This is a genomic window from Streptomyces viridosporus T7A (assembly GCF_008704515.1).
Lineage (GTDB): Bacteria > Actinomycetota > Actinomycetes > Streptomycetales > Streptomycetaceae > Streptomyces > Streptomyces viridosporus.
Genome location: NZ_CP023700.1, coordinates 4,813,339 through 4,826,354, shown reverse-complemented (window position 1 = coordinate 4,826,354; position 13,016 = coordinate 4,813,339). Strand labels below are relative to the sequence as shown.

Annotated in this window: 14 protein-coding genes; 4 read left to right on the top strand and 10 right to left on the bottom strand. The window is 71.5% G+C overall.

Features of this window, described 5'->3' with window-relative positions; all coding sequences use genetic code 11:
- Positions 1–60: 60 nt before the first annotated feature.
- The 5 genes from CP969_RS22455 to CP969_RS22435 all read right to left on the bottom strand — a co-directional run bounded on the left by CP969_RS22455 (position 61) and on the right by CP969_RS22435 (position 3,648).
- Positions 61–372 carry a DUF4229 domain-containing protein gene (locus CP969_RS22455; RefSeq protein WP_004984738.1) on the bottom strand — a complete coding sequence of 104 codons (312 nt, stop codon included), beginning with the start codon at positions 370–372 and terminating at the stop codon, positions 61–63.
- A 115-nt stretch (positions 373–487) separates the two neighbouring features.
- Positions 488–1,012 carry a GNAT family N-acetyltransferase gene (locus tag CP969_RS22450; protein ID WP_004984740.1) on the bottom strand — a complete coding sequence of 175 codons (525 nt, stop codon included), beginning with the start codon at positions 1,010–1,012 and terminating at the stop codon, positions 488–490.
- A gap of 108 nt (positions 1,013–1,120) precedes the next feature.
- A complete protein-coding gene (gene mqnE, locus CP969_RS22445) occupies positions 1,121–2,284 on the bottom strand; it encodes an aminofutalosine synthase MqnE (protein WP_016825089.1) in 1,164 nt (387 codons plus the stop codon).
- An 81-nt stretch (positions 2,285–2,365) separates the two neighbouring features.
- The gene (locus tag CP969_RS22440; RefSeq protein WP_004984744.1) at positions 2,366–2,836 is read right to left on the bottom strand and encodes an Lrp/AsnC family transcriptional regulator; all 471 of its coding nucleotides are present in this window, start codon (positions 2,834–2,836) and stop codon (positions 2,366–2,368) included.
- Positions 2,837–2,967: 131 nt separating this feature from the next.
- Positions 2,968–3,648, bottom strand: a complete 681-nt coding sequence (locus CP969_RS22435) for a UbiX family flavin prenyltransferase (protein WP_171817477.1) — start codon at positions 3,646–3,648, stop codon at positions 2,968–2,970.
- Between the two features lie 91 nt (positions 3,649–3,739).
- Between CP969_RS22435 and CP969_RS22430 the strand changes: the two genes are divergently transcribed.
- Positions 3,740–4,342, top strand: a complete 603-nt coding sequence (locus tag CP969_RS22430; protein WP_004984747.1) for a rhomboid family intramembrane serine protease — start codon at positions 3,740–3,742, stop codon at positions 4,340–4,342.
- A gap of 80 nt (positions 4,343–4,422) precedes the next feature.
- Here CP969_RS22430 and mqnP read toward each other — a convergent pair whose 3' ends face one another.
- Both mqnP and CP969_RS22420 read right to left on the bottom strand, forming a co-directional pair.
- Complete coding sequence (gene mqnP, locus CP969_RS22425; protein ID WP_004984749.1) at positions 4,423–5,328, bottom strand: menaquinone biosynthesis prenyltransferase MqnP; 906 nt, start codon at positions 5,326–5,328, stop codon at positions 4,423–4,425.
- Positions 5,325–6,776 carry a menaquinone biosynthesis decarboxylase gene (locus CP969_RS22420; RefSeq protein ID WP_004984754.1) on the bottom strand — a complete coding sequence of 484 codons (1,452 nt, stop codon included), beginning with the start codon at positions 6,774–6,776 and terminating at the stop codon, positions 5,325–5,327. The genes mqnP and CP969_RS22420 overlap by 4 nt, the downstream gene beginning before the upstream one ends.
- A gap of 91 nt (positions 6,777–6,867) precedes the next feature.
- On the opposite strand from CP969_RS22420, the gene CP969_RS22415 reads away from it, so the two are divergent.
- The 3 genes from CP969_RS22415 to CP969_RS22405 all read left to right on the top strand — a co-directional run bounded on the left by CP969_RS22415 (position 6,868) and on the right by CP969_RS22405 (position 9,069).
- The gene (locus tag CP969_RS22415; protein WP_004984757.1) at positions 6,868–7,209 is read left to right on the top strand and encodes a PLD nuclease N-terminal domain-containing protein; all 342 of its coding nucleotides are present in this window, start codon (positions 6,868–6,870) and stop codon (positions 7,207–7,209) included.
- A 295-nt stretch (positions 7,210–7,504) separates the two neighbouring features.
- Positions 7,505–8,104: a TetR/AcrR family transcriptional regulator gene (locus CP969_RS22410; RefSeq protein ID WP_016825094.1), complete on the top strand. Its 600-nt coding sequence runs from the start codon at positions 7,505–7,507 to the stop codon at positions 8,102–8,104.
- 191 nt (positions 8,105–8,295) lie between these two features.
- Positions 8,296–9,069: a MerR family transcriptional regulator gene (locus tag CP969_RS22405; protein ID WP_016825095.1), complete on the top strand. Its 774-nt coding sequence runs from the start codon at positions 8,296–8,298 to the stop codon at positions 9,067–9,069.
- Here the strand turns inward: CP969_RS22405 and CP969_RS22400 are convergent.
- The 3 genes from CP969_RS22400 to resB form a co-directional block, all read right to left on the bottom strand.
- Entirely contained in the window at positions 9,008–9,775 is a 768-nt protein-coding gene (locus tag CP969_RS22400; protein WP_016825096.1) for a CDP-alcohol phosphatidyltransferase family protein, read from the bottom strand. The two genes, CP969_RS22405 and CP969_RS22400, sit on opposite strands and share 62 nt — an antisense overlap.
- 240 nt (positions 9,776–10,015) lie before the next feature.
- On the bottom strand, positions 10,016–11,086 hold the full coding sequence (ccsB, locus tag CP969_RS22395) for a c-type cytochrome biogenesis protein CcsB (RefSeq protein WP_086015607.1): 1,071 nt from the start codon (positions 11,084–11,086) through the stop codon (positions 10,016–10,018).
- 71 nt (positions 11,087–11,157) lie between these two features.
- The gene (gene resB / locus CP969_RS22390; protein ID WP_016825097.1) at positions 11,158–13,014 is read right to left on the bottom strand and encodes a cytochrome c biogenesis protein ResB; all 1,857 of its coding nucleotides are present in this window, start codon (positions 13,012–13,014) and stop codon (positions 11,158–11,160) included.
- Between the last annotated feature and the right edge of the window lie 2 nt (positions 13,015–13,016).

Here is a 13,016-nt window from a genome sequence, read left to right as displayed (position 1 = left end):
GGTATCCGGGGGTTTCGGAGACCGGGGCGCTGCGCGGGTGCCGCGCGGGTGTGACGGAGCTTACGAGGTCTGGCCCTGCGCCTGACCCTGCGCACGGGCGGCGTCGTCGGCGACGTCCTCCTGGTTGCGGTTGGCCTCCAGGTTCGCCTTGACCCGGTCCACCCGCTGCACGATCCGCTCGGAGGCGCGGTCCCGCTCCTTGCGCAGCACGACGAAGCTGATCGGGGCCGACAGCAGCAGCGCGAGCAGCACGATCCACAGGCCGTTGGAGTCGCCGAGGCCGCGCGGGGCGAGACCGGAGTAGACGAGACCCCAGACGGCCACGAGGCAGCCCACGAAGATCCCGAGGCGCATCAGCGTGTAGCGGAGCATCTCATCCACTCTTCCTACGTCCGGTCGGAACATCCCCCAGAGCGTCCCAAAGGGACAAAGGGGCACTCCCAGTGAAGCACGCCCGGGCCGACGGCCCTCCAGGGGGGTGCCGGCCTCAGGTCAGCGTCAGCAGCAGCACGACGTCGTCCCGCTCGTCGCCGGGGGCCACCCGGATCGCGTCGGGGATCCGGCCGACCTCCTTGTAGCCGCAGGAGGCGTAGAAGCGCTCCAGGCCGAGGCCGCCGCGGCAGGTGAGGCGTATCGCCTCGATGCCCTCGAAGCCGCGGGCGGCGCGCTCGGCGGCGGCCAGCAGGTCGCGGCCGTACCCCCGGCCCTGGTGGCGCGGGTGGACCATCACCGTGTACAGCCAGATCCAGTGGGTCATCAGGCGGTGGGTGTTGAAGGTGAGGAACGCGGTGGCGGCCACCCGCCCCTCCTCGTCGTGGCCCACGAGCAGCCGGGAGCGGCCCTCCGCCATCGACGCGAACTGCCGCACCAGTTCCGGGCGGATCTCCTCACGCGTCACCGGCGGCACGAAGCCGACGGCTCCTCCCGCGTTGGAGACGTCGGCCCACAGGTCGAGGACGCCGTCGCGGAGATCGGGGGTGACGGCGGGGTCGAGGGTGAAGGTAAGGGGCATGAAGCGATCGTAACCATTACCGAAGCGCTTGCGCCGTGATTTTCGGTCCCGTGACCGGTCGCGATCGCCCGCGACCGGCCCCCGCCGCGTCCCCGGGCCCGGAAGGACTCACACCCGCATCGGCTGCGGGGACTCCCGGCGCGCCGGGTCCGGGCCGTCGTACTCGCGGATGACCTCGTACCGGGTGTTGCGCTCCACCGGGCGGAAGCCGGCGTCGCGGATCAGGTCGAGGAGGTCCTCGCGGGTCAGCTTGTTCGGGGTGCCGTAGTTGTCGGCGTCGTGCGTGATCTTGTACTCGACGACCGAGCCGTCCATGTCGTCCGCGCCGTGCTGGAGCGCCAGTTGCGCGGTCTGGACGCCGTGCATCACCCAGAAGACCTTGACGTGCGGGACGTTGTCGAAGAGCAGCCGGGAGACGGCGAAGGTCTTCAGCGCCTCCGCGCCGGTGGCCATCTGCGTCCGGGCCTGGAGCCGGTTGCGGATCTTGCCGTCCTTCATGTCCACGAAGTCGTGCTGGTAGCGCAGCGGGATGAAGACCTGGAAGCCGCCGGTCTCGTCCTGCAGCTCACGCAGCCGCAGCACGTGGTCCACGCGGTGGCGGGGCTCCTCGATGTGGCCGTAGAGCATGGTGCACGGGGTCTTCAGCCCCTTCTCGTGCGCCAGGCGGTGGATCCGGGACCAGTCCTCCCAGTGGGTGCGGTGGTCGACGATGTGCTGCCGCACCTCCCAGTCGAAGATCTCCGCACCGCCGCCGGTGAGGGACTCCAGGCCGGCGTCGATCAGCTCGTCGAGGATCTCGGAGGCGGACAGGCCGGAGATCGTCTCGAAGTGGTGGATCTCGGTGGCGGTGAACGCCTTCAGGGAGACGTCCGGCAGGGCGGCCTTCAACTCGCGCAGGGAGCGCGGGTAGTAGCGCCACGGCAGGTTGGGGTGGAGCCCGTTGACGATGTGCAGCTCGGTCAGGTTCTCCTTCTCCATCTCCCGGGCGAGCTTCACCGCCTCCTCGATGCGCATCGTGTACGCGTCCTTCTCCCCGGGCTTGCGCTGGAAGGAGCAGTACGCGCAGGAGGCGGTGCACACGTTCGTCATGTTGAGGTGGCGGTTGACGTTGAAGTGCACGACGTCACCGTTCAGCCGCGTGCGCACCTCGTGCGCCAACCCGCCCAGCCAGGCCAGGTCGTCCGACTCGTACAGCGCGATGCCGTCCTCACGGGTCAGGCGGACACCCGCCCTGACCTTCTCCTCCAGCTCGCGCTTGAGCCCGACGTCCATGCCGATCCCTCTTTTCTCCAGGCAGACTCCGTCCACCGTACGCCCCGGCCGGGGGCCGCCCCCACCGCGCCCCTGCCGCCCCTACCGTCCTTCCCGCACCTCTTCTTCGGGCAGTTCGCCGACGCGGTTCTCCCACTTCGTGGAGAGCACGATGGTGGTACGGGTCCGGGAGACGCCCTTGGTCCCGGTCAGCCGGCGGATGGTCTTCTCCAGCCCGTCCACGTCGCTCGCCCGCACCTTGAGCATGAAGGAGTCCTCGCCGGCGATGAACCAGCAGTCCTCGATCTCCTTCAGGTCCTTCAACCGCCGCGCCACGTCCTCGTGGTCGGCGGCGTCCGAGAGCGAGACGCCGATCAGGGCGGTCACCCCGAGGCCGAGCGAGGCGGAGTCCACCGTGGCGCGGTAACCGGTGATGACCCCGGCCGCCTCCAGCCGGTTGATGCGGTCGGTGACGCTGGGTCCCGACAGGCCGACGAGGCGCCCCAGCTCCGCGTAGGAGGCCCGGCCGTTCTCCCTCAGGGCCTGGATGAGCTGCCTGTCCACCGCGTCCATCGATTCGAAGCCTTCCGCTGAAGAGGTCTGAGAGTTCCGGAGGTGCTGAAGGTTCCAGGGGTCCTGGAAATCGGGGAAATCGGGTCGGGAGGTTCCCGGAGGGAGGGTGACCGGTGGGGGCGCCGTCGCGCTCAGTCCGTCCGCGCGCCGCCGAGTTCGCCCTCCCAGCGGTGGTAGAGCCGGTGCTCGACACCCGCCGCGTCGAGCACCCGTCCGGCGACGAAGTCCACCAGGTCCTGGATGTGCGTCGCCCCCGCGTAGAAGGCCGGTGAGGCGGGCACCACGATCGCGCCCGCGTCGTCGAGGGCGACCATGTGCCGCAGGGTCTGGCCGTTCAGCGGGGTCTCCCGCACGGCCACGACCAGCCTGCGCCCCTCCTTCAGGGTCACGCTCGCCGCCCGCTGCAGCAGGTCCTTGGACAGTCCGAGCGCCACTCCGGCCACACAGGCCGTGGAGGCGGGCACGATCAGCATGCCCTTGCTCGGATACGACCCCGAGGACGGTCCGGCCGCGAGGTCACCGGCGGTCCAGTGCCGTACGCCGTCGAGGTCCACGGTGAAGGTGTCCGGCTTGCCGTCCGCACCCCGGGACAGCCATTGGCGCAGGTCGTCCCGCCAGTGGGCGTCCCGGAAGGAGATGCCGGTCTCGTCGAGCAGGGTGAGCCGCGAGGCCCGGCTGACCACCAGGTCGACGCTCTCCCCCGCTTGGAGGAGCGCGCGCAGCACGGCTGCCGCATAGGGCGTGCCGGAAGCGCCGGACACCCCTAGGATCCAAGGTGTTCGCGTCGTCTCTCCTGGCTTGAGATGGTTCACGACACCGAGCCTATCCGGAATCGTGGGGCGGGAACCGGTTCAGGGGGTTGTTCCGTTCCTCAAGCGAGCGAGCACGCCGTAGGGGGTTGCCATGTCCGACACCGGTCCGCAGTGGTCGGGGCGTGAGCGGGCGAGGACCGCGGCCGTGGTGATGGCGCTCTGGGTGGCCCTGCTGTGGCTGCTGGAAGTGGTCGACGTGGTCTCCGGCCACGCCCTGGACGGCTTCGGCGTCCAGCCGCGCACGGCCGGTGAGCTGGTCGACGTCGTCCCCTCCGCCTTCGTCCACTTCGGCTTCGCCCACGTCGCGGCGAACAGCGTGCCGCTGCTGGTGCTCGGTTTCCTGGCGGCCCTCGGCGGTCTGCGCCGGTTCGCCGCCGTGTGCGCGCTGATCATCGTCTGCGACGGTCTGGGGGTGTGGCTCATCGCCCCGGCGCACACCAACACCGCGGGCGCCTCCGGCCTGATCTTCGGCCTCTTCGGCTTCCTGCTGTGCAGCGGCTTCGTGGAGCGCCGGCCGATGGGCGTGGTCGTCGGTGTGCTGGTCGGCGCCGTGTGGGGCGGCTCGATCCTCGCGGGCATCGCCCCCGGCCAGGCCGGTGTCAGCTGGCAGGGCCACCTCATCGGCCTGCTGGCGGGCGTGGCCGCGGCCTTCCTGTTCCGCCGCCCCGACCGCCGGGGCGTGCCCGCGGGGTGAGGCCGGTCCCCGGTGCGTGTGCCTGCCCGGGCCGGCGGCCCCGAAGGGCCGTCCCCGCGGGTGCGGGGACGGGCGCAGGGCTACAGGGTGAGCCCGCGCACCAGGAGGTCGATCAGGGCGCAGACGAAGAGGCTGATGCCGATGAAGCCGTTCGTCGAGAAGAACGCCCGGTTCAGACGGGACAGGTCGTGCGGGCGGACGATGGTGTGCTCGTAGACGAAGGCCGCGGCGACGATCAGCAGGCCCAGCCAGAAGAACGCGCCGGCGTCGGTGAGGACCGCGTACCAGACGAACAGCGCCGTCGTCACGGTGTGGCAGGCACGGGCGCCCCAGATGGCGGCCGGGACGCCGAAGCGGGCGGGGACCGACCGCACGCCGATCTCGCGGTCCGCGTCGACGTCCTGGCAGGCGTAGATCAGGTCGAAGCCGCCGATCCAGATGCCCACCGCCAGGCCGAGCACGACCGCGTCCCAGGACCACGCGCCGGTGATCGCCAGCCAGCCGCCGATCGGTCCCATGGCCTGGGCGAGACCCAGGATGGCCTGCGGGAAGTCCGTGAACCGCTTGCCGTAGGGGTAGACCACCATCGGGACCACCGCGACGGGGGCGAGGATCAGGCAGAGGGGGTTGAGCAGGGCCGCCGCGCCGAGGAACACCGCGAGCGCGATCAGCGCGCCGGTCCAGGCGTGCTTCACCGACACCGCGCCGGTGACCAGCTCGCGGTGGGCGGTGCGCGGGTTGCGGGCGTCGATCTCGCGGTCGATGATCCGGTTGGCCGCCATCGCGAAGGTGCGCAGGCCGACCATGGCGAGGGTGACCAGGAGCAGCCGGCCCCAGTGGATGTTCCCGTCCCACTCGTACATCGCGGTGAGCGCGGCGATGTAGGCGAAGGGCAGCGCGAAGACCGAGTGCTCGATCATCACCAGGCGCAGGAAGGCCTTCGTGCGCCCCGGTTGCCGCGGTAGCGCGGCGGAGGCCGACGTCACAGTCCGTACTCCTTCCAGCGGCGGTCCACCTTCGCGGCCGTCTCCGGGTCGGACTCGACCATGTCGGGCCAGCCGCCGTCGCGCGTGTATCCCTCCTCGGGCCACTTCTTCGTCGCGTCGATGCCCGCCTTGCCGCCCCAGAACTGCTGGTAGGAGGAGTGGTCGAGGTGGTCGACGGGGCCCTCGACCACGCTGAGGTCGCGGGCGTAGTCGGTGTTGCCGAGGGCCCGCCAGGCGACCTCGTGCAGGTCGTGCACGTCGCAGTCGGAGTCGACGACCACGATCAGCTTGGTCAGCGACATCATGTGGGCGCCCCAGATGGCGTGCATGACCTTCTGCGCGTGCTTGGGGTACTTCTTGTCGATCGAGACGATCGCGCAGTTGTGGAAGCCGCCGGCCTCGGGGAGGTGGTAGTCCACGATGTCCGGGACGATGATCTTCAGGAGGGGCAGGAAGAAGCGTTCCGTCGCGCGGCCCAGGGGGCCGTCCTCCGTCGGCGGCCGGCCGACCACGATCGACTGGAGCAGCGGGCGCCTGCGCATCGTCACGCAGTCGATCGTCAGCGCCGGGAACGGCTCCTGCGGGGTGTAGAAACCGGTGTGGTCGCCGAAGGGGCCCTCGGGCAGCATCTCGCCCGGCTCCAGCCAGCCCTCCAGGACCACCTCCGCCTGGGCCGGGACCTGGAGCGGGACCGTCTTGCAGTCGACCATCTCGATCCGCTTGCCCTGGAGGAACCCGGCGAAGAGGTACTCGTCGATGTCGCCGGGGAGCGGGGCGGTGGAGGCGTACGTCACGGCCGGCGGGCAGCCGAAGGCGATGGCGACCGGCAGCCGCTCGCCGCGCCGGGCGGCCACCTGGTAGTGGTTGCGGCTGTCCTTGTGGATCTGCCAGTGCATGCCGATGGTGCGCTTGTCGTGCCGCTGGAGGCGGTACAGGCCGAGGTTGCGGACGCCCGACTCGGGGTCCTTGGTGTGGGTCAGGCCCAGGTTGAAGAAGGAGCCGCCGTCCTTGGGCCAGGTGAACAGGGCGGGGAGCAGGTCGAGGTCCACGTCGTCGCCCTGCAGGACGACCTCCTGCACGGGGCCGTCCTTCACCTTCTTCGGCGGGACGTGGGTCATCGAGCCGAGCTTCCCGAACGCCTCGCGCACACCGACGAAGCCGTGCGGCAGCTCGGGTTTGAGCAGGCCGCCGATCTTCTCGCCGATCTCCGCGTACGACTTCAGGCCGAGCGCCTTCAGCAGGCGGCGGTCGGTGCCGTACACGTTCATCGCGAGGGGCATGCTCGAGCCGCGCACGTTCTCGAAGAGCAGGGCGGGACCGCCGGCCTTCTGCACCCGGTCGACGATCTCACCGACCTCCAGGTGCGGGTCGACCTCGGCCTTGATGCGCTTGAGGTCACCCTCGCGCTCCAGCGCCCTGAGCAGGGAGCGAAGATCGTCGTAAGCCATGGGGTCAAGTATCCCCGAGCGGCTACCCTGACCCTGTACCTGGGGGCTGTGCCGACGGCCCCGACGCCCCCCGACAGTCTGGAGAGGCCCCATGCTCCGGGTGCTGATGTTCCTCGTGCCGCTGGCGCTGAGCATCTACGCGTTCATCGACTGCATCAGCACGAAGGACGAGGACATCCGCCACATGCCCAAGCCGCTGTGGGCGATCCTCGTGCTGCTGTTCCCGCTGGTCGGCTCGATCTCCTGGATCATCGCCGGCAAGCGGCGCAGCCCGGCCGCCGACGGCTGGTCCGGTGTGCGCAACGGGCGCCCGAACCGTCAGTGGGTCGCGCCGGACGACAACCCCGACTTCCTGAAGTCGCTGGACGACGAGCGCAAGGACGACGACAAGCCCGGGGACAAGCCCGGTGACGGCGGGCGCGACGGGTCCTGACGGACCCTCACCCGCACCGGCCGGGTCCGGAGGCGATCGGGTCCCGGCCCGGCGCCGGGCGCCGAGCCGTCGCACGGCCGGGAGACGGCCGTGCCGCTGCCGTCGGGGAGGCACTTCGGGACGGAGCCGCCCGGGCCGGAGCCCGGGCCGCGTCGTCCGGCCGACGACGGCCCGCCCGTTCCCCCGCTGCAGACGGGCGGACGCGCACGCCGACAGGGGCCAGTCTGAACCAGCGCGGACTGGGATCGGAAGAGAATTCTAGAAATTCACTCCAGAAAGGTACGGCGGCCCTGCGATGAGCCCCAAGCAGCACCGTGGCCAGGTCACCGCCGGAATCCTGCTGGACGCGGCCCTGCGCGTCTACGGTGAGTCGGGCGAGCAGGGGCTCACCGTCAACGCGGTCACCCGGGCCAGCGGGGTCAGCCTGGGCAGCCTCTACCACCACTTCGGCAGCATCGACGGGCTCGTCGACGCCCTGCTGATGCGCTGGCTGGAACGGCTGCTGGACGAGACGGCCGCGGCCCTGCGGGGGGCGGACACCGCCCGGGAGGGCATCGGGGCCCTGGTCCGGGCGTACCTGGCCTTCGTCCGGGAGCACCGGGACGCCGCGCTGCTCCTGCACTCCTCCCGCGCGGACCGGGTCGGCATGGAACGGGCCGGGGAACTGCGCGACACCCAGGAGGCCAGGGTGTCGGCGTTCGCGCTGTGGCTCGAGCCCCGCATCGCCGCCGGCGAACTGGCCCCGCTCCCGCCGTCCCTGCTGGAGTCCCTCGTCCTCGGCCCCGTCGTCGGGGCCAGCCGCCGCTGGCTGACCGTCGGAGACATCGACCTCGACGAGGCGGCACGCCTCCTGCCGGACCGCATCTGGCGGTCGGTCAGCGCAGAGCCGGGGTGAATGCGCCGAAGGCCGTCGACCGCCGGTCCGGATGAGGGCCCGTCAGGAACCGTCGCGCTCGCCGTCCCCGGACTCGCGCGCCGAGACGAGTGGCTGCTGGGTCCCGGGCCGCCCCGCTCCCTCCGCACGGCCCCGCCCGCGGTGCCCGCGGGCGCCGCACCACGCGGGGTGGCGGCCGTACACTCCGACCGGTGAGGGACGACCGCCGGCTCCGCTCCGTCGATCTGGCCCGGCTGGCCGGGCTCTCGACGCAGCAGATCCGCAACTACGAGGACGCCGGTGTGCTGCCGCCGGCCGCGCGGACCGCGTCCGGCTACCGGGTCTTCGGGGAGGTGCACCGGCGGGCGCTGCTGGCGTACCGGGCCCTGCTGAAGGGGTACGGGCCGGTGACGGCGACCCCGGTGATGCGGTGCGTGCACGACGGGGACGTACCGGGCGCGCTCGCGCTGGTGGACGCCGCGCACGCGGCGCTGCACGAGGAGCGGAACGCGCTGCGGGCCGCGCGGGAGGCGCTGGATTCCCTGGCCGGGGAGGACCCCGCGCCCCCGCCCGCTTCTCCGGACCTGCGGATCGGCGAGGTGGCCGCGCTGCTGGGCGTGCGGACGTCGGCGCTGCGGGTGTGGGAGGCGGCCGGGCTGCTGACCCCGCGGCGGGAACGCGGCACCGGGTACCGCGTGTTCGGCCCCGCCGACGTGCGCGACGCCCGCCTCGTCCACACCCTGCGCCGCGGCCACCACCTCTTCGACCGGATCCGCCCGGTGCTGGACGGTCTGCGCCGGGAGGGCAGCGGCGAAGCCCTGCGGGCGGCGCTCGACGCGCGGGACGAGGCGCTCACCGCCCGCACCCGGGCCATGCTGGAGGGCGCGGGCGCCCTGCACGCCTACCTGGGGGACCGGGAGCGCCTCAGCGCAGCCGGGACGACGACAGGATCGACAGCAGGTGGGCCGGGACCATCACCCAGGTGATGACGGCCAGCGCGCCCAGCGCCCAGCGGGTCGGCTCGATGCCGCCGGTCACCGCGTCGGCGACGGCCGCGACCAGCAGGACGAGGGAGGCCTCGATGCCGTTGGTCACCCGGTGGATCTTGAACGCGGCGGCGATCCGGCGCACGGTGGCCACGCCCTGCGAGCGCGGGCGGGTCGACTCGTCGTCGGCGACGGCCAGGCCGCGCCGGGCGCGGGCCACGTCCACCAGGTCGGTGGACGCCTTGAGCAGGACGACGCCGAGGGCGGTCGCGATGCCGACCGACAGCCAGCCGCCGACGCCCGACTCGGCCGCCCGGTAGCCGGCGCCCGCCAGCAGCGCGGCGTCGGCGAGGTACGCGCCGAGCCGGTCGACGTAGATGCCGGTCGCGCTGTTCTGGCCCTTCCAGCGGGCGACCTCGCCGTCCACGCAGTCGAAGAGCAGGAACAACTGCATGAGGAGCACGGCGAGGACCGCGCCGGTCAGGCCGGGGATCATCAGCGCGGCACCGGCGGCGACCCCGCAGACGACCATGGTCCAGGTCAGCTGGTCCGGGGTGACCAGGGTGCGCACCAGCTGCCGGGTCGTACGCAGGGATATCTTGCGCATGTAGAGGCGGCCGGCCCAGTGCTCGCCGTTGCGGCTCGCCAGCTTGGCCTGCGGCTGGCAGACCTCCCGCAGCTCCTCAAGTACCGGTGCGGCACCCATGACTTCCTCCCACCCGGGGCCCGACCGCCGTCCGTGCGGCGATGATCGGCACAGGCTATCCGCCGCCCGGGAGGCGCCCACCGGCGCCCCGTTCGGCCGCCCCCGGGGGCACTCGCCCTTCTCGTCACCCCCGCGCGGACGCGCCTGCGCGGATTCGTGGCCACGCCCCTCGCCCGTCCGGACGACGAAGGCCGGTTCCCGCGACCTGGGTCACGGGAACCGGCCTCGGCGGTACGCGGATCAGAAACCGGCGGCCTGCAGCACGCCCAGGCCGACGTCGGCGTAGGAGTGCTTGCCGGAGACGAAGATGTTCACGCCGTAGTAGTTGAACAGCCAGCAGCCGAAGGCGGCCAGCGCCAGGTAGGCGGCCTTGCGGCCCTTCCAGCCGGCGGTGGCGCGGGCGTGCAGGTAGCCGGCGTAGGCGACCCAGGTGATGAAGGACCAGGTCTCCTTGGGGTCCCAGCCCCAGTAGCGGCCCCAGGCGTCACCGGCCCAGATGGCGCCCGCGATGATCGTGAACGTCCACAGCGGGAAGACGGCCGCGTTGATCCGGTAGGCGAACTTGTCCAGCGAGGCGGCGGCGGGCAGCCGCTCCAGGACCGAGGACGCGAAGGCGCTGGGCTTGCCGCCGTTCGCCAGCTTGTTCTCGTAGGAGTCCTTGAAGAGGTACATGATCACGCCGAACGCGCCGACGTAGAACACCGCGCCGCACAGGATCGCCGTGGAGACGTGGATGTACAGCCAGTACGAGTGGAGCGCGGGGACCAGCTGGTCGCTCTCGGTGTACAGGACGGTGACGGCGAGGCCGAGGTCGAGGAGGACCGTCGTGGTCAGGAACAGTCCGAGCCAGCGCACGTTCTTCTTCAGCGCCAGCAGCAGGAGGTACACACCGACCACGGTGGTGGAGATGGTGATGTTGAACTCGTACATGTTGCCCCACGGCGCCCGCTCCACGGAGAGCGCGCGGGTGAGCACCCCGCCGAACGCGAGCAGGAACGCGAGCACGGTGAGGGAGACGGCGACCCGCCCGAAGAGGTCGCCCTGCTCGTCCCCGCCGTGCGCCCCGGGCCCGTCGGGCACGTCCCGCGTGCCGGACGCGGCCCGCACGACGACCTTCGGCCGCTCCAGTACGGCGGTGCCGCCCTCCTGCCGCACGGTGACGGCGGGGGCCTTCTTCACCTGGGTGCGGGGGGTGAGCGCGGCGGCGGTGCGGGCGACCTTGCTGCGGCTGCCGAAGATCCACTCGGCGATGTACGCGAAGAACGCCAGGGTGTAGACGGCCATCGCGGAGTAGATGAGCACGTTGCTCATCTCCGCGAGGCTCTCGTTGGACGCGGCGGCCAGGCTCGTCGAGGCGGCCAGCTCGGTCACGGCGGCGGGAGTCACTGCTTCTCAGCCCCTTCAGCGGGTGTGACACGGGAGTCGGTGTCGGTGGGCCCGGAGGATGCCTCCGGGCCGTCGTCCGGGTCGTTGTCCGGGCCGTCGTCCGGGTCGTTGTCCGGGCCGTCGTCCGGGCCGTCGTCCGGGCCGTCGTCCGGGCCGGGATCGGGGCCGGGCTCCGGGTCGGGCGCGCCGGGTGCCTGCTCGTAGAGGATCGCGGCGAGGTCGCCGAGTTCCTCGGGCACCTTGGCGGACTCGCTGCGGCCGAGGCCCGCCATCTCCACGACGGTGACGCCGTCGGCGCCCTCGGTCGCGCGCACCCAGACGCGGCGGCGCTGGATGAACAGGGAGGCGGCGAGGCCGCCGATCGCGGCGACGGAACCGCCCAGGGCCCAGCCGGCACCCGGCTCCTGGACGACCTGGAACTGGGCCCACTCCTTGATCTCCTTCTCGAAGGTGACCGAGCCGGCGCCGTTCGGGAGTTCCATGGTCTCGCCGGGCATGAGCAGCTTCTTGAACAGCTCGCCGTCGGCGTCCTTGAACTCCTTCATCTTGGTCTTGTCCATCTGGTACACGCTCTGCGGAATGCCGGAGTCGGCCTTCAGGTCGCCGTGGTAGGCGTTCAGCGCGAGCACCGGGTAGTCCAGCGCGGGGAACTGGGAGATCATCGTGCCGCTGGCCGAGCCGCCGAAGGTGGGCACGAAGAACGCCTGGAAGCCGAGCTGCTCCCTCTTGCCCTCGGGGTTGCGGTAGCCGTCGAGGACCTTGACCACGCCGGAGGAGGTCACGTTGCCGTCGAGCGGCAGCAGCGCCACCGCGTCCTGGAAGACGATCTCTCCCCCGCCGTCGCGGACGGTGACCACGGGCGCGTAGCCGTGGCTGGTGAGGTAGACCTTGGCGTCACCGAGCTCCAGCGGCTCGTTGACCTTGACGGTGGTCTTCTCCTCCTCGCCGTAGGCGCCCTGGCTGTAGGTGAGGTCGGCCTCGTAGGTGCGCGGCGTCCCCTTGTTGGGGCCGCTGCGCTCGTAGGTGCCCCGGAAGTCCTCCAGGTGGAAGCTGAAGGGTTCGAGGTCGTCGGCGGAGAAGAGGTTGCCGGACTTGAAGTCGTCGTACTGCGGGAGCGTGTTGGAGAAGCCGCTGCCCTCGACGATCAGCTTGTTGCCCTCGGACTTGAACAGCTGGCCCCAGCCGAAGGCGATCAGCATCACGATCAGCGCGAGGTGGAAGACCAGGTTGCCGGCCTCGCGCAGATAGCCCTTCTCGGCGGCGACGGCGTCCCCGACGAGGTGGACGCGGAACCGGCGCTTCTTCAGCAGGGCGAGCGCGGCCCGGTGGATCTGCTCGGGCTCGGCCCCGGTGCGCCAGGTGGTGTGGGCGGGCAGCCGGGTCAGCCGCCGGGGCGCGCCCGGCGGACGGCCGCGCAGCTGTCCCACGAACTGCCAGGTGCGGGGCACGATGCAGCCGATGAGGGAGATGAACAGCAGGAGGTAGATGGCCGAGAACCACACCGAGCTGTAGACGTTGAACAGGCCGAGCTTGTCGTAGATCGGCGCGAGGGTCTCGTGCCGCTCGCGGAAGTCGGCGACCTTCGTCTGGTCGATGCCGGTCTGCGGGATGAGCGAGCCGGGGATCGCGGCGAGCGACAGCAGCAGGAGCAGCAGCAGGGCGACCCGCATGGAGGTGAGCTGCCGCCAGAACCAGCGGGCCCAGCCGATGACGCCCAGGGAGGGCAGGTTCGCCGGTTCCTCCGTGGGAGCGGTGGAGAGCCGGGAACCGGCGGCCTCCAGGCCCTGTTCCTGTTCGGGGGTCCCGGGGGCGGTCCCGGTCTTCCCGGAGCCGGTCTTCGAAGTCGTGCTCATCG

Coding starts and splice junctions, on each gene's coding strand:
- CP969_RS22430 (WP_004984747.1), top strand. CDS start 3,740: ATGTCCGACACCGGTCCGCAGTGGTCGGGGCGTGAGCGGGCGAGGACC.
- CP969_RS22455 (WP_004984738.1), bottom strand. CDS start 372: ATGCTCCGCTACACGCTGATGCGCCTCGGGATCTTCGTGGGCTGCCTC.
- ccsB (WP_086015607.1), bottom strand. CDS start 11,086: ATGAGCAACGTGCTCATCTACTCCGCGATGGCCGTCTACACCCTGGCG.
- CP969_RS22450 (WP_004984740.1), bottom strand. CDS start 1,012: ATGCCCCTTACCTTCACCCTCGACCCCGCCGTCACCCCCGATCTCCGC.
- CP969_RS22440 (WP_004984744.1), bottom strand. CDS start 2,836: ATGGACGCGGTGGACAGGCAGCTCATCCAGGCCCTGAGGGAGAACGGC.
- CP969_RS22410 (WP_016825094.1), top strand. CDS start 7,505: ATGAGCCCCAAGCAGCACCGTGGCCAGGTCACCGCCGGAATCCTGCTG.
- CP969_RS22400 (WP_016825096.1), bottom strand. CDS start 9,775: ATGGGTGCCGCACCGGTACTTGAGGAGCTGCGGGAGGTCTGCCAGCCG.
- CP969_RS22415 (WP_004984757.1), top strand. CDS start 6,868: ATGCTCCGGGTGCTGATGTTCCTCGTGCCGCTGGCGCTGAGCATCTAC.
- resB (WP_016825097.1), bottom strand. CDS start 13,014: ATGAGCACGACTTCGAAGACCGGCTCCGGGAAGACCGGGACCGCCCCC.
- mqnE (WP_016825089.1), bottom strand. CDS start 2,284: ATGGACGTCGGGCTCAAGCGCGAGCTGGAGGAGAAGGTCAGGGCGGGT.
- CP969_RS22420 (WP_004984754.1), bottom strand. CDS start 6,776: ATGGCTTACGACGATCTTCGCTCCCTGCTCAGGGCGCTGGAGCGCGAG.